Genomic DNA, 17,768 nt, shown 5'->3' on the forward strand with positions numbered 1-17,768 from the left:
GCGGAGATGGCCCGCCATGCCGAATTGACCGTCGCCGCGGATCTGCCGGTCTACTTCTGCGATCCCCACAGCCCGTGGCAGCGCGGCACGAACGAGAACACCAACGGTCTGCTCCGCCAATACTTCCCGAAAGGCACCGATCTCAGCCTGCACAGTCCCGATGACCTCGAGGCCGTCGCCGCCGCGCTCAATGGGCGACCCCGCAAGACGCTCGGGTGGAGAACCCCGGCGGAGGCACTGGACGCCGTCCTCGAGCATGCGGAAACTGGCCATGTTGCGACGACCGGTTGAGACCGCCTTGTTTGCCACGGTGACTGTGGTGAGGCGGGCGGGCTTGCGCTCCAAGAGGGACCTCACGCCATGAGCTGGCGCTCGAGACCCCAGCGGCCAGGCTGTCCAGCTGGGACGCAGGCGCCAGCACGGCGGAGCGGATGATCTCCGGCACCCCGAGCGGCTCGCCGTTGCTCAGCCGCGCCACCAGATCATGGTCTTGGCCGGCCCCTGCGCTGCCACGATCCCGAACTCGGCCAGGTGCGCCCGGATTGCATTGAGCAGCACGGTGCGCTGACGCATCAGCAGATCCCGCGCGCGGTGCAGCATCAGCACGCTTTGCTGCTCGGGGCTCTTGACCGGCACGAACCGCATGCTCGGTCGCGTCACTGCTTCGCAGATCGCCTCCGCATCCGCGGCGTCGTTTTTCTGCCGCTTCACGTACGGTTTCACATACGCGGGAGGAATGAGCCGCACCTCATGTCCAAGACCCGCAATTTCCCGGGCCCAGTAGTGCGAGCTGGCGCAGGCTTCCATGCCGATCAGGCACGGCGGCACGCTGCGAAGAAAGTCGAGCAGGCCGGCGCGGCGGAGCTTCTTCCGAAGAACGACGGCGCCCTCCGCATCCACCCCGTGGAGCTGAAAGACGGACTTGGCCAGATCGATCCCGAGTGTTGTAATCCGCATGTGGATGGCTCCTTCCCTTATCTGGGCTGCGACAGCACCAGCTTGGTACATTGCGATGCCGTGGGGGCGGGGCCATCCACACCATCAGAGGAACCGCTTGAGCGGGGAAGCAAGTGGCACCTCGACGAGGTGTTCGTGGTGACGTCCCGGTTGGTGGTGTAGCTGGCGGTGGCCATCGGGTTTCTCGGTAGGGTCGGGTTGCTGAGCCAACCTGAACCGAGGGATGCCCCCGATGACCAAACCGATGATGGACCTCCGCGCGCTCGTCGAGAAGAGCGGTGCTGCGGACCTGCTGCGCGAGATGATCGGCTTCGCCGCCGAGCGGCTGATGGAGCTGGAGGTCGGTGCCAAGACCGGCGCCGAGTATGGCGAGAAAAGCGGCGGCTCGGCCCGCACCAGAGCGCGAGGCCCGCCACCAGCTACACCACGAGCTGGGACATCACCGATCTCGATCTCTGACAGTTGCCCCCGGGCGGCTTGCCGGTGTTCGAGCGCTAGAGCGCCATGCGCAAGGCGTGGCAGACTTCCGGGTGCAGGATGCGGCGACCGGTCTCGCCCTCGAGCTCGCCGGCGGTGCGGAAACCGAGCAGGGCGGCGCCGTCGGGCGTGTCGGCGTCGTCTCGGGCCCGGGTGTCCACCGAGAGGTATTCGGCGATCAGGAGACCAGCGGCCGCAAGCGAGCGATTGGCCGAAGCCTCGGACTTGTAGCCTGCGGCCCTCGCGATGCGGGCGTCGGTGAGGCCGTCCTCGCCGGCGAGGCAGAGGGCCGTCAGCATGGCCGTCTGCGGGCGCGACAGGGTGACCTGCCCGACCGCCTCGACATATTCCTCGACGCTCGGGATGCCGAGGCCGGTCTGCGGGTCGGCGCGGCGGCCCTTGGTCCGCTGCGCCTCGCGGGCGTCGATGACGTCGTGCAGCGCGGCGATGGCGGCCTCCTCCGTCGCGCCGGTCGCCTCGGCGATCATGCCGCGCGCCCGCGCGGGGGGCTTCGGGAACGCCCGGGCGACGAAGCCGCCGGCGAGCCAGCCCGACTTGACCTGATAGCGGCCGTGCGCGCCGACGAGGATCGTCTGCGCCGGGGCCGGGGCCCTGTCGGTCTTCTTCTGCTTCTTGCCCATCCTGTCGAACAGGCTGTGGCCCGCGGCGACGCGGCTCGAGGAACTCGGTTGTGCCATGGGACGACCTTTCATGGATGTCTGGTTCATGCGGGGCGGGGGACCGCGCCCGCCCCGGATCGCCGCGCGTCGGCGAAGGAGACAAGGCTGCGGCTGTCCTCGTCCCAGAGGGCGAGGCGGGCGCAGCCGAGGCTCTCCCGCAGGGTCAGCCGCCGGGCGTCGGAGTCGAGGCCGGATGCCTCCAGCGCCTCCGGCAGCCGGTAGAAGGGGATCCGGCTCGCCAGGTGGTGAACGTGGTGCAGTCCGATATTGCCGGTGATCCAGTTCAGGACCGGCGGCAGGACGTAGTGGGACGACCCGTGCAGGGCGGCCTCCTGCACCGACCAGTCGGCCTCGCCGTCCCAGGACGTGTCCTCGAACTGGTGCTGGACGTAGAACAGCCACATGCCGGCCGACGCCGCGAGCAGCATGGCCGGCAGCCAGACGAACAGCAGAACCGGCAGGCCGCCCAGCAGGTAGAGCGCCCCGAGCAGGAGGAGCAGCGCGAGGTCGGTGCCGAGGGCGCTCGCCCACGGACGCCAGCCGGACCGCATGAGGCCGACCGGAAGGCGGTTCTGCAGGAAGAAGCTGTAGAACGGGGCGACCCCGAACAGGAACGCGGGGTGCCGCACCAGGCGGTAGGCGCCTCTGCGGACCGGCGACAGCGCGCGGTATTCGGCGACGGTGAGCGTCGGGACATCCCCGGTGCCGCGACGGTCGAGATTGCCGGTCGAGGCGTGGTGGACGGCGTGGGTCCGGCGCCAGGCGTCGTAAGGGGTCAGCGTCAGGACGCCGAGGACCCGGCCGATGCGGTCGTTCCATCGCCGTTCGCCGAAGAAGGCGCCGTGGCCGCAATCGTGCTGGATCATGAAGAGCCGCACGACGAAGGCCGCGTTCGCCAGGGACAGCAGGACGGCCAGCCAGGGGCCGATCGACAGCGCCATCCACGACAGCGCGGCCAGCGCGAAAAAGGGAAGGACGGTCACGGCGAGCTCGAGGCGGCTGCGCGCCGGGTCCGGTGTCCGGAACGCCGCGAGACGGCGCGCCCGACTGACCGCTGCGCCCGTCGGGGCGGACTCGGAAGGTGGGGTCATGCAGAACCCTGCGAACCGGTGCCGGATGCCCGTCGGGCACCCGGCGCCGGAGCAGGTCAGGCCAGCGCGAGGTTGGTGGCGCTTTCGCGGCCGTCGCGGCCGGTCTCGACGTCGAAGGTCACCTTCTGGGCGTCTGCAAGGCCGGAGAGGCCCGACCGCTCGACCGCGGAGATGTGGACGAACACGTCCTTGCCGCCGGTCTCGGTCTCGATGAAGCCGAAGCCCTTCTGGGTGTTGAAAAATTTCACGGTGCCATTGGCCATATCCGTGGTCTCCTGTTCATGTGCTGCCCACGGGATGCGGCAGCCCGGCAAAGTCAGACTGAATCGATCAACTGAGAGCCGGATGAACGGAAAGCAGCGGTTCGAAGCGAACAACGATGGCTTCACACACATGCGCCCTCCGGCCCCGACTTACAAGGGCCGACGGACGAACCCTCGCTCGACCGGTGAGAATGATCCGACGGTGAAGGCGACTGCCGGCGGCGCGTGGACAGGGCGGGGGGCGCGATCCGTCTTCTCTGACGCGCTGTCGCCCTGCCGCGTGAGCAGGCGGGACAGCCCCGCCCCCCCCGGCCGACGCACAGCAGTCCGACATCACGGATGACGGCGCCGCGCCGGGGAGTTTCCTTCACGGTCGGTACCGGAGCGGTCGCAGGGGGCGCACCGCCACCGGACACGGGTCCGGCCGGGGAAAGAGATGCACAACGGAGACGTACGTTGGACTGAGCGCCCACCCTGTCTCGCGTCGCGGGACGATGGGGCTGCCGCTCCGGGCCGTCGCGATGGGCCCGGCGGGTCAGCAGGCATTCCACAGGGCCGTCGCGGCCGAAGGACCGACCCGCCGGATCCACTTCGACCGGGCCACGCTCGCGGAGGGCATGATGGCCGTCCTGACCGGTGCTTGCGCAGGATAGGCCGGCTGCCTCACCCCAGCTCCTCGCGCTCCGCGACGGGGCGGCGGAGCATCGGCAGCTGCCGCAGCACCGACGGCAGAATGAGCACGATGCCGATCAGGGTCGCGGTCAGGTTCGGCGCCACGAGGAGGAGGGCGGAAATCGCCAGAAGCACCCTCTCCCACGCCTTCAGCGGCGCGAACAGCCAGCCTGCGAAGACCGACGACAGCATCCAGATTCCCATCATCGCGCCGAACAGGGCCAGCGCGAACTCGCTCCACGTGAAGCCGTCCGTCACCAGCAGCAGCGACGGCGAGAAGGCGAAGACGAAGGGCACCAGCGCCTTGCCCATGCCCAGCCGGAACGCGGTGTTCCCGGCCTTGAACGCGTTGGCGTTCGCGATTCCCGCCGCGGCGTAGGCGGCGAGGGCGACGGGCGGCGTGATGTCGGCGAGGACGCCGTAGTAGAAGACGAAGAAGTGCGCGACCAGCGGCTGCACGCCGAGCAGGCCGAGGATCGGCGCCGCGACCGCGATCATGATGAGGTAGTTCGCCGTCGTCGGGATGCCGCAGCCCATCAGCACGCAGACCACCGCCGTCATCAGCAGCGTGAAGAGCAGCGTCATCGACTCGATGCTCATGATCTCGAACGGCAGGAAGGCGAGCCAGCCGCTGACGTTCTCGGCCCAGCCTGCGGCGACGGAGGTCACCATGTAGGCGATCTTGAAGCCGACGCCGGTCAGGGTGACGACGCCGATGATGACTCCGACCAGCGCGGCGGCCGCCGTGACCGACAGCGAGTATTTTGCCCCGACCGTGAAACCGTCCCACAGCTCGCGCACCGACTCGCGCAGGGCGGTGCCGAAGTCGTGGCGCAGCAGGTTCTGGATCACCAGGACGAGGATGCAGCTGAGGATGCCGTAGAACGCGGCGAGGTAGGGCGTGCGCCCGGACAGCAGGATCGCGACGAGGACGAAGAGGGGCAGGGTCGTCAGCCAGCCAGCCTTGAAGACGGTCCAGGCGACCGGCAACTCCTCTTTCGTCAGGCCGCGCAGGCCGTGGCGGCGGGCCTCCAGGTGCACCTGCACCAGCACGCCGAAGAAGTGCATGAAGGCCGGGACGAGCGCCGCCGTCAGGATCGTCGTCAGCGGCACGCCCAGATACTCGATCATCAGGAACGCGACCGCGCCCATGACCGGCGGCGTGATCTGCCCGCCGGTGGAACTCGCCGCCTCGACCGCCGCCGCGAAGTGGCGGGGATAGCCGATGCGGATCATCGCCGGGATGGTGAGCGAACCGGTCGTCACGGTGTTGGCGATGGACGAGCCGGAGATCGAGCCGAGCATCGCCGACGAGATCACCGAGACCTTCGCGGGCCCACCCGCGAAGCGGCCCGCCAGCGCCGAGGCGAGGTCGATGAAGAGCTGCCCGAGCCCGATGCGCGTCGCCATCACGCCGAACAGCACGAAGTGGAACACGTAGGTCGCGATCACGCCGAGCGCGGTGCCGTAGATGCCCTGACTCGTCAGGTAGAGGTGGTTGACGATGTTCTCCCAACTCGCCCCCGGATGCTTCAGCACGCCCGGCATCGCCTGCCCGAAATAGGCGTAGGCGATGAAGAGGAGCGCGATCACCGGCAGCGGCCAGCCCATCGAGCGGCGCACCGCCTCCAGCAGGACGACGATCAGGATCGTGCCCATGACCACGTCGATGGGCAGCGGGTCGCCGACGCGGAAGGCGAGGTCGTTGAAGATCCACGGCACGTACAGCGCCGCGATCGCGCCCGCGATCGCCAGCACCCAGTCCCAGAGCGGCAGGCCGAGCGGCGTCAGCAGACCGGTCCGGGGCTCGCGTCCGCTGGACCACAAGGTGAACGAGAAGAACACCAGCGCCAGCGTGAAGGCGAGGTGCAGGCCGCGGTGGAAGGTGGCCGGCGGGATGCCGTAGCCGGCGGTGTAGAAGTGATAGCACGACAGCACGAAGAGCAGCGTCGCCACGACCCAGCCGAGCAGGGGGGGCAGGGGGCGGAACCGGACCTCGGGATCGTAGCGCTCTTCCAGCGCCTTCATCTCGGCTTCGGTCAGAGTTTCCTGGCGGTCGGCTTCGCTGGTCATCGGGGGTCTCGTGCGGTGGATCGTGCCCGGCAGGCTAGCCCGCCGCCGGTCGGGGAAACAGGCGCAATGCCCTGATTTGCGCCGGGCGATGACAAAAAGGGCGCGGCGGGTGTGCTCCCGCCGCGCCCCCGTCGGCCGGCCCGCCGGGCCGGCCTGAAGTTGACGTCACTCGCCGGTCATGCCCGAGACGTCCATGCCCTGCTCCTCGTAGAAGCGGGCGGCGCCGGGATGCAGCGGGATGCCGATGCCGTCGAGCGCGGTCTCCATCGTGATCTCGCGGCCCTTCTGGTGGCCGGCGTCCAGCAGCGCGCGGGTGCTGTCGTTCCACAGCGCGGCGGTGATGTCGTAGATCAGCTGCTCGTCCATGTCGGCCGAGGTCACCCACTGGGCGCCGACCGAGAGGGTGGTCACGTCCTCGTCCACGCCCTCGTAGGTGCCGCCCGGCACGGTGTTCTCGGCGAAGAAGGTGTATTCGCCGGTGATGCCCTCGGCCTCGGCGCCCGAGATCGGCACCAGCGTGATGTCGTCCTGGCTGGCGAGCTCGGCGATCGCGCCGGCCGGGAAGCCGCCGACGAAGAAGAACGCGTCCATCGCTCCGTCGCGCATCCGCTCCGCTGCCTGGTCGGGCTTGAGGTACTGGGCGTCCACGTCCTCTTCCGACAGGCCGTAGGCCTCCAGGATGATCCGCGCGTCGACCAGCGTGCCCGAGCCGGGCTCGTCCAGGCTGACGGTCTTGCCGGCGAGGTCGGCGACGCTGGTGATGCCGCTGTCGGCGCTGGCGACGAGGTGGATCGTCTCGGGGTACAGGCTGGCGATGGCGCGCAGGTTGGCGACCGCGTCGCGGTCTTCCCAGATGCCGGTGCCGGTCTGCGCCCAGGTGGCGACGTCGGACTGGGCGAAGCCCGATTCCAGCGAGCCGCCCGCGATGGCGTTCACGTTGGCGACCGAGCCGTTGGCCGACAGCGCCGTGGCGATCAGGCCGGGCACGCCGCACGATCCGCCTTCCTCGCAGGGGCGCGAGCCGGGCGGGTTGGAGATGGCGTTCGCGATCAGGCCGCCGATGGGGTAGTAGGTGCCGGCGGTGCCGCCGGTGCCGATGCGGAAGAATTGCGGCTCCTGCGCCGAGGCGGCGGAGCCGAACGCGACCGCCGCGGCAGCGAGCAGCGTCTTCTTGAACATGTTCATTTTCAGAACCTCCCGGGTTTCGTGTGACTGGAAGCGAGCCAACACCATCGGGCCGCCGACCACAATGCCCGGCGCCGCGGCTGGGGGGCAGGTCAGTCGTCGTGGGCCGTCGCGCTCCTTCGGGTGCCTCGGTCCGGAGCAGGGGCAGATCATTCGTCCCGAACCGGGACCCGTACGGCATCAGTCCGACAGCACCCTTCCGGCCCTTGCGGGGTCGTGGCCGGTTCCGTCGGGTCCCGCCGCCCGCGGTTCCGTTGACATGTCCCGGCCGCCTTCCTAGCGTCGCCTGCACGCGTCGCGGTCGCCGATGCACAAGAGGGAGGGCAGGGCGTGCGGCGCTGCGAGAACAACCGCGGGCTTCCGGGGGGCATCCGTCGATGACGGCCGCGCTCGAAGCGCGGGGGCTGCGCAAGGAATTCAAGGGCTTCGTTGCCGTCGATGATGTCGACCTGACGGTCGAGAAGGGCACGATCCACGCCCTGATCGGACCCAACGGCGCCGGCAAGACGACCTGCTTCAACCTCCTGACCAAGTTCCTGTCGCCGACCGCCGGCCGGATCACCTATGAGGGGCGCGACATCACCCGCCTGTCGCCGGCCGATATCGCGCGGCTCGGACTCGTGCGGTCGTTCCAGATCTCGGCGGTCTTTCCCGACCTCAGCGTGCTCGAGAACGTGCGCCTGGCGCTGCAGCGGCAGCGCGGCGACAGCTACGACTTCTGGCGCTCGGAACGGGTGCTGTCGCGCTACGACGAGGCGGCCCGCGGCCACATCGACGAGGTGGGGCTGACGGAATTCGCCCACCATCGCGCGGCCGAGCTGTCCTACGGCCGCAAGCGCGCGCTCGAGATCGCGACCACGCTCGCGCTCGAGCCGCAGATGCTGCTGCTGGACGAGCCGATGGCCGGCATGGGCCAGGAGGACGTCGAGCGGATCTCGGCGCTGATCCGCAGGATCGCGAAGAACCGCACGATCCTGATGGTCGAGCACAACCTCAACGTCGTGGCGAGCCTGTCGGACCGGATTACCGTCCTCGCCCGGGGCGAGGTGCTGGCCGAAGGGGACTACGCCACCGTCTCGCAGGCGCCCGAAGTGATCGAGGCCTATATCGGAGCCGGCCATGACTGACGCCGCCGCGACTCCCCGCAACGCCACCGCCCGGCCGATGCTGGACGTCAGCGATCTTCAGGGCTGGTACGGCGAGAGCCACGTGCTGCACGGCATCGACTTCTCGGTGCAGGAGGGCGAGGTGGTGACGCTGCTCGGGCGCAACGGCGCGGGCAAGACCTCCACATTGCTGGCGATCATGGGCATCCTCGGCAAGCGCAGCGGCTCGATCCGCTTCGCCGGGACCGAGACGATCGACCTCCAGCCGCGCCAGATCGCCCGCCTCGGCGTCGGCTTCTGTCCCGAAGAGCGCGGCATCTTCGCCTCGCTCAGCGTCGAGGAGAACCTGACCCTGCCGCCGCGCGTCGGCGACGGCGGCCTGTCGATCGACCGCATCCACGAGCTGTTCCCCAACCTCAAGGAGCGGCGGCGCAGCCAGGGCACCAAGCTGTCGGGCGGCGAGCAGCAGATGCTGGCCATCGCCCGCATCCTGCGCACCGGGGCGCGCCTGCTGCTGCTGGACGAGCCGACCGAGGGGCTGGCGCCGGTGATCGTCCAGCAGATCGGCAACACGATCCGCGAGCTCAAGCGCGAAGGCTTCACCATCGTCCTGGTGGAGCAGAACTTCCGCTTCGCCGCCTCGGTCGCCGACCGGCACTACGTCGTCGATCAGGGCCGCGTGGTGGACATGATCCCGAACGCGGAGCTCGACGCCAACATCGACAAGCTGCACCGCTATCTGGGCGTGTAGATAAAAAGGCGCAGTCGCGCCGCAACAAGGAGGAAATCATGGTCAGGAAAACTGCACTCGGGTCGGTCGCCGCCGCGGCGCTCGTCGCCGCGCCCGTGATGGCGCAGGACGCGATCGACGTCACGCTCGGCGTGCTGAACGACCGCTCGGGCATCTATGCGGACCTGTCGGGCGAAGGCTCGGTCATCGCCGCGCAGATGGCGGTCGAGGACTTCATGGCCGAGGACAAGGGCCTCAACGTCGAGATCCTGTCCGCCGACCACCAGAACAAGCCCGACGTCGCCTCGAACATCGCGCGCCAGTGGTACGACCAGGACGGCGTCGACGCGATCCTCGACGTGCCGACCTCGTCGGCCGCGCTCGCGGTGGCGGACATCACCGCCGAGATGGGCGGGGCCTTCATCAATTCCGGCGCCGGCTCCACCGAACTGACGCGCGGCCAGTGCCAGCCGACGACGGTGCACTGGACCTACGACACCGCCGCGCTCGCCATCGGCACCGGCGGCGCGATGACCGACGCCGACACCAGCTGGTTCTTCCTCACCGCCGACTACGCCTTCGGCCACTCGCTGGAGGAAGAGACGAGCCGCGTGGTCGAGGAAGCCGGCGGCGAGGTGGTCGGCACCGTCCGGCATCCGTTCCCGGCGACCGACTTCTCGTCGTTCCTGCTGCAGGCCCAGGGCTCGGGCGCCAACGTCATCGGCCTCGCCAATGCCGGCGGCGACACGGTCAACGCGATCAAGCAGGCGTCCGAGTTCGGCATCACCCAGGCCGGGCAGTCGCTCGCCGCGCTGCTGATGTTCGTCACCGACGTCCATGCGCTCGGCGCCCAGACGGCGCAGGGCCTGGTCCTGACCGAAGCGTTCTACTGGGATCTGAACGACGCCACCCGCGAATGGTCCGCCCGCTTCGAGGAGCGGCACGGCTCCAAGCCGACGATGGTGCACGCCGGCGTCTATTCCGGCACCATGCACTACCTGCGCGGCGTCGAGGCGACGGGCAGCACCGACGGCGAGACCGTGGTCGAGTGGATGAAGGCGAACCCGTTCGACGATCCGCTCTTCGGCCAGGGCTACGTGCGCGAGGACGGCCGGGCGATCCACGACATGTACCTCTTCGAGGTCAAGACGCCCGAGGAATCGACGGGCGAGTGGGATCTCTACAACCTCCTCGCCACGATCCCGGCCGAGGAAGCCTTCCTGCCGATGGAAGGTGGCGGCTGCGAGTTCGTCGAAGCCGCCGGCTGACGGCACACGCAAGGGGGCGCGCCGGGAGACCGGCGCGCCCGCACCCGCCCCTTCGGGGGCGACGCTTGAATCAAGGGCGCAGCAATGTTCGAGCTTCTGGGAATCCCGCCGCAGGTCCTGATGGGTCAGCTCCTGCTCGGCCTCATCAACGGGTCGTTCTACGCGGTCCTGTCGCTGGGTCTCGCCGTGATCTTCGGGATGCTGAACATCATCAATTTCAGCCACGGCGCGCAGTACATGATGGGCGCCTTCGTCGCCTGGATGCTGCTGGAGTACCTCGGCATCGGCTACTGGTGGGCGCTCCTGCTGGCGCCGCTCGTCGTGGGCGCGACGGGGATCGTGCTGGAGAAGCTGATGCTGTCGCGCCTCTACCGCCTCGACCACCTCTACGGGCTGCTGCTGACCTTCGGCATCGCGCTGATCATCCAGGGCCTGTTCCGCAACTACTACGGCATCTCGGGGCTGCCCTACCAGATTCCGGACGCGCTCTCGGGCGGCCAGAACCTGGGCTTCATGTTCCTGCCGAACTATCGCGGCTGGGTCATCGTGGCGTCCGTCATCGTCTGCTTCTCCACCTGGTTCGTGATCGAGAAGACGCCGCTGGGCTCGTACCTGCGGGCGGCGACCGAGAACCCGACGCTGGTCGGCGCCTTCGGCATCAACGTGCCGCGGATGATCACGCTGACCTACGCCTTCGGCGTGGCGCTCGCCGGGTTCGCCGGGGTGCTCGCGGCGCCGATCTATTCGGTGAACCCCAACATGGGGGCCGATCTCATCATCGTCGTGTTCGCCGTCGTGGTGATCGGCGGCATGGGCTCGATCATGGGGGCGATCGTGACCGGCTTCGGGCTGGGCATCGTCGAGGGGCTGACGCGGGTGTTCTACCCGGCCGGGTCGGCGGTGGTGATCTTCGTGATCATGGCCATCGTCCTGATGATCAAGCCCGAAGGCCTGTTCGGGAGGTCCGCGTGATGTCGACCATGGATCCCGCCACCTCGCCCGCCGCGCGCCCCGAGCCGAGCGTCGGCATGCCGACCCACCAGAAGGCGATCTTCGTCGTCCTTCTGATCCTGCTCGTGGCGCTGCCGTGGTTCGTCTACCCGGTATTCGCGATGAAGGTGATGTGCTTCGCCCTCTTCGCCTCGGCCTTCAACCTGCTGCTCGGCTTCGGGGGTCTGCTGTCCTTCGGCCACGCCGCCTATTTCGGCATGGCGAGCTACGTCGCCGCCCATGCCGCCAAGGTCTGGGGCCTGACGCCCGAGCTGGCGGTCCTCGCCGGGACAGCGGCGGCCGCGCTCCTCGGCCTCGCGATCGGCTCGCTGGCGATCCGGCGGCAGGGCATCTACTTCGCGATGGTCACGCTCGCCTTCGCGCAGATGGTCTACTTCTTCGCCCTGCAGGCCGAGTTCACCGGCGGCGAGGACGGGATCCAGTCGGTTCCGCGCAACGACCTGTTCGGGCTGATCCCGCTCGAGTCCAACATGGCGCTTTACTTCTTCGTCCTTGTCGTGACCTTCGGCGGCATCCTGTTCATCCACCGGATCATCCATTCCCCGTTCGGGCAGGTCCTGAAGGCGATCCGCGAGAACGAGCCGCGGGCGGTGTCGCTCGGCTACCGGGTGAACCGGTACAAGCTGATGGTCTTCACCCTGTCGGCGACGCTCGCCGGGCTCGCCGGGGCGGTGAAGAGCCAGGTGTTCCAGCTCGCCTCCCTCACCGACGTGCACTGGACGATGTCGGGAGAGGTCGTTCTGATGACGCTGCTCGGCGGCATGGGCACCGTCTTCGGGCCGATGCTCGGCGCGGCCATCATCGTGACGATGCAGAACTACTTCGCTACCCTCGGGGCGTGGGTGACGGTCATCCAGGGCGTGATCTTCGTCGCCGGCGTGCTGCTGTTCCGCGAAGGCATCGTCGGACTGATCGCAAGGTGGACGAAGAAACCGCTGTAGCCTGAAGGGGCCCCGGCGACGCCCGGCACGAAAGCCGGACGTCGGTGAGACCCTTTCGGCCGAGGGGGCGCCGCCCGGCTCAGCCCGAGCGGGCGGCATCCGCCGGGGCGATACGGCCCGCCACTGATCCTCTCATTCCGCGGGCGCGGGCGCGGGGTGCGCGTCGTCTGGGGCGCGGGGGGTGAAGCGCGACACGAAGCGGCCGAAGCCGTCGATGTAGGTCAACACCACCGGCACCACGACCAGCGTCAGGACGGTGGAGCTGATGAGCCCGCCGATCACCGCGTGCGCCATCGGCGCGTTCTGACCCGAGCCTTCGTGGATGTTCAGCGCCAGCGGCAGCATGCCAAAGATCATCGCCAGCGTGGTCATCACGATCGGCCGGAACCGGGTGGAGCCGGCCTCGAGCAGTGCGTCGTAGAGGTTCATCCCCGCCCGCACGTGCTGGTTGGCGTTGTCCACCAGCAGGATCGCGTTCTTCACCACCAGACCCATCAGCATGATGAAGCCGATCATCGAGAACATGTTCAGCGTCGTTCCCCCGACCAGGAGGCCCAGCACCACCCCGATCAGCGCCAGCGGAAGCGCGGCCATGATGGCGATCGGCTGCAGGAAGCTGCCGAACTGCGAGGCGAGCACGAGATAGATGAACACGATCGCCAGCAGCAGGGCCGTGCCGGCGGCGGCGCCGGTCTCGGCCAGCTGCTCGGCGTCGCCCCCGGTCGAGACCCGGTAGCCCGGCGGCAGGTCGAGCTCGTCCATCGCCGCCTGCACCGCAGGCATCACCTCGCCCAGCGTGGTGGCGCCGAGGTTGGCGGTGATCGAGACCTGCCGCGCCAGGTCGAGCCGGTTGATCTCGGACGGGCCGACGTCGTCGACGATGGTGGCCACCTGGTCGAGCCGCACCGTGCCGCCGTCGCTGCGGACGATGGGCAGGGCGCGCAGGACCTCCAGGTCGTTGCGCAGGTCCTCGGGCAGGTGGACGTTGACGGCGAAGTTGCGGCCGTCCGGGGCGGTCCAGTCGGTTACCTCCTCGCCGCCCAGCATCGGCCGCAGGGTCGCGGCGATCTGGCCCATCCCGATCCCGAGATCGCTGGCCGCGTCGCGGTCCACCTCGATGCTCAGCACCGGCTGCGCGTCGGCCAGCGACGAGGCGACGTCCTCCAGCCCCTCGATCTCGCTCATCCGGCTGGCCAGTTCGGCCGAGAGCCGGGTCAGCTGGTCGATGTCCTCGCCGTAGAGGTTCACCACCACGGGCGCCGAGACGCCGCCCAGGCCGCCCGCCGCGCCGACGACAACCTCGATCCCCGGGATCCTCGCCAGCGCCTCGCGCACCGGCAGGGTCATGTCGACCGGAGTGCGGGTGCGCTCCGAGGGCGAGGTCATCTCGGCGATGACGGTGCCCGCGTTGCTGCCCGCGGCCGAGGTGCCGGCGTTGATCGTGGCATAGGTGCCGATCACCTCGGGGAAGGAGCGCAGCACGCGGTCCACCTGCTGCAGCTTGGCCGTGGTGTAGTCGAGCGACGAGCCCGGGGGCGTCTCGATCTCGACCTGGAACTCGCTGGTGTCGGCGGCGGGCACGAACTCCACCCCCACCAGCGGCACGATGAAGAAGCTGCCGACGAAGGCGGCGAAGGCGGCGGCGAGCGTCGTCTTGCGGTGCTTCAGCGCCCAGCGGAGGATGCCGCGATAGCGCCGGCCGACCCACTCGAAGAAGCGGTCGAACTGTGCCACCGCCCGCCCGATCGGGCCGCGCCTGGCGTCCGGCTCGGCCGCGGGATCGTACCAGACCGATGACATCATCGGGTCGAGCGTGAACGCCACGAAGAGCGAGATCAGCACCGCCACCGACACCGTCACGCCGAACTGCAGAAAGAACCGGCCGATGATGCCTTCCATGAAGGCGACCGGCAGGAACACCGCGACGATGGACAGGGTGGTCGCGAGCACGGCAAGCCCGATCTCGTTGGTGCCGTCCAGCGCCGCCTGCCGGTGGTTCTTGCCCATGTGCAGGTGCCGCATGATGTTCTCGCGCACCACGATGGCGTCGTCGATCAGCAGGCCGACGGCGAGCGACAGCGCCAGCAGCGTCATCATGTTGAGCGTGAAGCCCAGCACCCACAGGGCCGTCATCGTGCCGATGACCGAGATCGGCAGCGTGAGGCCGGTGATGACGGTCGAGCGCCAGGAGTTCAGGAACAGGAACACGATCACGGTGGCGAGGATGGCGCCCTCGACCAGCATGTTCTGCACGCCGTGGTAGCTTTCCTCGACCGGGATCGCGTTGTCGCGGACGATCTCCAGCTCGACGTCGTCGGGCAGGTCCTCGGCCACCAGTTCGGCCACCGCCTCGCGGACGGCCTCGGCCACGGCGACGGTGTTGGCGCCCTGCGTCTTGACGATGTCCACGGCGAGAGCGCGCTGCCCGTCCAGCAGGGCGAGCGAGTTCACGACCGCCTCGCCTTCCTCGATCCGCGCCACGTCGCTCAGCCGCACCGGCTGGCCGCCCCGGCGGGCGACGATGATGTCCAGGAAGTCCTGCGCGTTCTCGATCCGGCCGGCGACCTGCAGCGACTGCGTCTGCCGCCCCTGCTCGATGGAGCCGGCGGGCAGATCCTGGTTCTCGGACCGCAGCGCCGCCGTCACCTCGCCCACGCCGACGCCGAAGGCGGTCATCCGGTCGGGGTCGAGCAGAATCTCCAGCTGCCGCGGCACGCCGCCCACGACCGAGGCGCTGCCGACGCCGTCGATCACCGACAGGCGCTGGACGATCACGTCCTCGGTCAGGGCGGTCAGGTCGCGCGGCGACATGATCTCGGAACTGACGGCGACGGAGATCACCGGAAGCTCCGCCGGGTCGAAGCGCAGGATCAGCGGGTCGTCCACGCCGTCGGGAAAGCCGGCCTGCACGCTCGCCATCTTGTCGCGCACGTCCTGCACGGCAGTGGCTGAGGACACCTCCATGTCGAAGATCATCACGACCATCGCCTGACCCGGCCGGGCGGTGGACTGGATGTCGTCGATGCCGCCGATGGTGTTGACCGTGTCCTCGATGGGCTCGATCACGTCGTTCTCCACCGCCTCGGGCGAGGCGCCGGGGTAGGAGACGACGACGGCGACGACGGGGAAGTCCACGTCCGGCAGCTGCTCGATCGGCAGGCGCTGGAACGAGTAGACGCCGAACACCATCAGCGCGACCATGATCATGGTCGCGAAGACGGGCTGGTTGACGCTGATGCGGGTCAGGAACATGCGGTCACTCCTCGACCAGGGTCACGGCGTCGCCGGGATCCAGCTCGGCGAGCGGGGCGGTGATCACGGTGTCGCCGGCGGAGAGGCCGCCGTCGATGCGGGTCAGGCCGCCGGCCCAGGTGCCGCCGGTCTCCACCGCCGCCCGTTCCAGCCGGCCGTCCGCGATGCGCAGGACGTGCACGCCGTCCGCATCCTCGCGCAGCGCCTCGGTCGGGATGGCGAGCGCCGCGTCCGCCTGGGCGGTGACGACCTGGCCGGTGGCGAACATGCCGCCCAGCAGCACGCCGTCCTCGTTCTCGATCCGGATGTAGACCGGGATCGTCCGCGTCCCCTCGGCCGCGACGGGATTGATGCGCGTCACCTCGCCGTCGAAGGTCCGGCCTTCCAGCCCGTCGACCGTCACCGTGACCGGCTGACCCGGCCGCAGCACCGCGCCGGCGGCGGCGGGGGCGTTGGCCTGCATCTCGACCGTGGTGAGATCCACGACGGTGACGAGCGGCGCGCCGACCTGGACGTACTGCCCCGGATCGGCGGAGCGGGTGGAGACGATGCCGTCGAAGGGCGCACGCAGGGTGGCGTTCGCCAGTTGCAGCTCGGCCGAGCGCACCTGGTCCTGCTGCGCGCTGAGGTTGGCCCGCAGCGCCTGCACGTTGGACCGCGCCTCGTCGATCGTCGACGTGGTGGCGACGCCGCGGTCGAGCAGCGCCTCGCTGCGCTCCAGCTGGGTCTCGGCGAGGCCCAGCTGCACCTGCGTCGCCTCTGCGTTGGAGCGGGCGAGGTCGAGCTGGATCGTCAGGTTCTGCACGTCGACCTGCACCAGGAGGTCGCCCTCGGACACCCGGTCGCCCGGCTGCACGGCCACTTCCTCGACCCGGCCGCCGGCCTGCGAGGAGAGCTGCGCCTGGCGGGCGGGCTGGATCGTGCCGGTGACCCGGATCACCCGCTCCAGCGTCAGCGGCGCCAGCACCGCGTATTCGGCGGAGTTCACCTCCATCACCACGTCTTCCGGCGCGACCTCGACGACCGGCTCGGCCACCACTTCGGGCGCCGCTGTCATCTGCTGCATGCGCCAGTAGCCGAAGCCGCCCGCGGCGGCGATCAGGACGAGCGCGAGGATCACCCAGGGCCACTTGCGCCGCACCGGGGGCAGGCCGGCCCGCTCGCGCAGCACCCGCTCGATCTCGCGCCGGCTCATCGCCCAGTCCGGCTTGCCCGAGGCGGTGGCGATCGGGGCGGAGGCATCCTTCGGCATGGCGTCGTCCTTGGGGTCGGGGTGGTCGGTCGCGGTGTCTTGCGGCGGGCGGTGGATGGCGAGGCGCGGTGGCATGCGGGTCATCTCCCGGGGGACTGGAGGCGGTCGACCGCGGTCTGGAGCCCGTCCGCGATGGCGCGGTAGAACTCGGCATATTCGGTCAGGCGGGTGCGGGGGCCCTGTTCCCGCGCCGGCAGCGTCTCGAGCACCTTCTCGATCTCGCCCATCGCGTTCTCGATCCGGACGCGGGTGCCGTTGAGCATCGACAGGAAGGCGTTCGGCGCGATCTGGAAGAAGTCCTGCCGCTCGGCGGGGCGGGAGACGCGGCGCACCAGGCCGCGCTCTTCCAGCAGGCGGGCCGAGGTGCTGACGTTGCCGCGGCTGATCTGCAGCGTCGCGGCCAGATCGGCGAAGGCGATCGGCTCCCCGTCCCAGATCAGCAGGGCCAGCATGCGCCCGGCGCTGCGGGGCATTCCTTCGCCCTGCGCGATCAGCCCCATCCTCTCGATGAAGTCCGAGCGGAGGTCGGTGGTGGTGTCGCCGGACATGCCGAATCCCTTGCCGTTCGACGCCGGTATCTAAGCAGGCAGTTCTGAATGTCCAGAGCATTCAGAATGGAATGAACGGTACCGGCGTCGAATGTCAGCCGGCGTCGCGCGTCGGTCGCGAGCTCCAGGCGGGGAGGATCCGATCGGTGGGCAACGCCGTGACGCGCCGGCAGGCGGCGGGGGCGGGCGTTCCGTCTGCTCGGAGAGACGGGGCCGGTGACCGGATGCTTTTCCGTTTGCGATCCGCAAAGAGTTGGAATGT

Annotated in this window: 14 protein-coding genes and 2 pseudogenes; 7 read left to right on the forward strand and 9 right to left on the reverse strand. The window is 69.3% G+C overall.

What is annotated here, in order from left to right; genetic code table 11:
• Window positions 1-291 (forward strand): IS30 family transposase (locus A37W_RS0110595; protein WP_018303014.1); only part of this gene is annotated, 291 nt, incomplete at its 5' end.
• A 207-nt stretch (window positions 292-498) separates the two neighbouring features.
• Here the strand turns inward: A37W_RS0110595 and A37W_RS0110600 are convergent.
• Window positions 499-957: pseudogene (locus A37W_RS0110600) on the reverse strand (IS110 family RNA-guided transposase); the annotation flags it as partial.
• Between the two features lie 232 nt (window positions 958-1,189).
• Here A37W_RS0110600 and A37W_RS23725 point away from each other — a divergent pair.
• Window positions 1,190-1,336, forward strand: a pseudogene (locus tag A37W_RS23725) (IS256 family transposase); the annotation flags it as partial.
• Between the two features lie 115 nt (window positions 1,337-1,451).
• Here A37W_RS23725 and A37W_RS0110605 read toward each other — a convergent pair.
• From A37W_RS0110605 to A37W_RS0110630, 5 genes are all read right to left on the reverse strand, one after another.
• Entirely contained in the window at window positions 1,452-2,132 is a 681-nt protein-coding gene (locus A37W_RS0110605) for a hypothetical protein (protein WP_018303016.1), read from the reverse strand.
• A gap of 26 nt (window positions 2,133-2,158) precedes the next feature.
• Window positions 2,159-3,205, reverse strand: coding sequence for a fatty acid desaturase (locus tag A37W_RS0110610; RefSeq protein WP_047772249.1), 1,047 nt, complete (start codon window positions 3,203-3,205; stop codon window positions 2,159-2,161).
• A 56-nt stretch (window positions 3,206-3,261) separates the two neighbouring features.
• Window positions 3,262-3,468: a cold-shock protein gene (locus A37W_RS0110615; protein WP_018303018.1), complete on the reverse strand. Its 207-nt coding sequence runs from the start codon at window positions 3,466-3,468 to the stop codon at window positions 3,262-3,264.
• 663 nt (window positions 3,469-4,131) lie between these two features.
• Window positions 4,132-6,213 (reverse strand): TRAP transporter permease, encoded by a 2,082-nt coding sequence (locus A37W_RS0110625; protein ID WP_018303020.1) that lies wholly within the window; start codon window positions 6,211-6,213, stop codon window positions 4,132-4,134.
• Between the two features lie 165 nt (window positions 6,214-6,378).
• Window positions 6,379-7,398, reverse strand: coding sequence for a TAXI family TRAP transporter solute-binding subunit (locus A37W_RS0110630; RefSeq protein ID WP_018303021.1), 1,020 nt, complete (start codon window positions 7,396-7,398; stop codon window positions 6,379-6,381).
• A gap of 377 nt (window positions 7,399-7,775) precedes the next feature.
• On the opposite strand from A37W_RS0110630, the gene A37W_RS0110635 reads away from it, so the two are divergent.
• The 5 genes from A37W_RS0110635 to A37W_RS0110655 all read left to right on the forward strand — a co-directional run bounded on the left by A37W_RS0110635 (window position 7,776) and on the right by A37W_RS0110655 (window position 12,454).
• A complete protein-coding gene (locus tag A37W_RS0110635; RefSeq protein ID WP_018303022.1) occupies window positions 7,776-8,525 on the forward strand; it encodes an ABC transporter ATP-binding protein in 750 nt (249 codons plus the stop codon).
• Entirely contained in the window at window positions 8,518-9,255 is a 738-nt protein-coding gene (locus tag A37W_RS0110640) for an ABC transporter ATP-binding protein (protein ID WP_018303023.1), read from the forward strand. Before A37W_RS0110635 ends, A37W_RS0110640 begins: the two co-directional genes overlap by 8 nt.
• Before the next feature lie 38 nt (window positions 9,256-9,293).
• Window positions 9,294-10,502, forward strand: a complete 1,209-nt coding sequence (locus A37W_RS0110645; RefSeq protein WP_018303024.1) for an ABC transporter substrate-binding protein — start codon at window positions 9,294-9,296, stop codon at window positions 10,500-10,502.
• A gap of 84 nt (window positions 10,503-10,586) precedes the next feature.
• On the forward strand, window positions 10,587-11,474 hold the full coding sequence (locus tag A37W_RS0110650; RefSeq protein WP_018303025.1) for a branched-chain amino acid ABC transporter permease: 888 nt from the start codon (window positions 10,587-10,589) through the stop codon (window positions 11,472-11,474).
• Window positions 11,474-12,454, forward strand: coding sequence for a branched-chain amino acid ABC transporter permease (locus A37W_RS0110655; RefSeq protein ID WP_018303026.1), 981 nt, complete (start codon window positions 11,474-11,476; stop codon window positions 12,452-12,454). The genes A37W_RS0110650 and A37W_RS0110655 overlap by 1 nt, the downstream gene beginning before the upstream one ends.
• A 132-nt stretch (window positions 12,455-12,586) precedes the next feature.
• Here A37W_RS0110655 and A37W_RS0110660 read toward each other — a convergent pair whose 3' ends face one another.
• From A37W_RS0110660 to A37W_RS22815, 3 genes are read right to left on the reverse strand one after another with little or no spacing between them, the layout of a single operon-like run.
• Complete coding sequence (locus tag A37W_RS0110660; protein ID WP_018303027.1) at window positions 12,587-15,706, reverse strand: efflux RND transporter permease subunit; 3,120 nt, start codon at window positions 15,704-15,706, stop codon at window positions 12,587-12,589.
• Window positions 15,707-15,710: 4 nt separating this feature from the next.
• Window positions 15,711-17,042: an efflux RND transporter periplasmic adaptor subunit gene (locus A37W_RS0110665; RefSeq protein WP_229666034.1), complete on the reverse strand. Its 1,332-nt coding sequence runs from the start codon at window positions 17,040-17,042 to the stop codon at window positions 15,711-15,713.
• Complete coding sequence (locus tag A37W_RS22815; protein ID WP_018303029.1) at window positions 17,039-17,506, reverse strand: GbsR/MarR family transcriptional regulator; 468 nt, start codon at window positions 17,504-17,506, stop codon at window positions 17,039-17,041. Before A37W_RS22815 ends, A37W_RS0110665 begins: the two co-directional genes overlap by 4 nt.
• Between the last annotated feature and the right edge of the window lie 262 nt (window positions 17,507-17,768).

It is taken from the genome of Wenxinia marina DSM 24838 (assembly GCF_000379485.1).
In the GTDB taxonomy this organism is placed as follows: domain Bacteria; phylum Pseudomonadota; class Alphaproteobacteria; order Rhodobacterales; family Rhodobacteraceae; genus Wenxinia; species Wenxinia marina.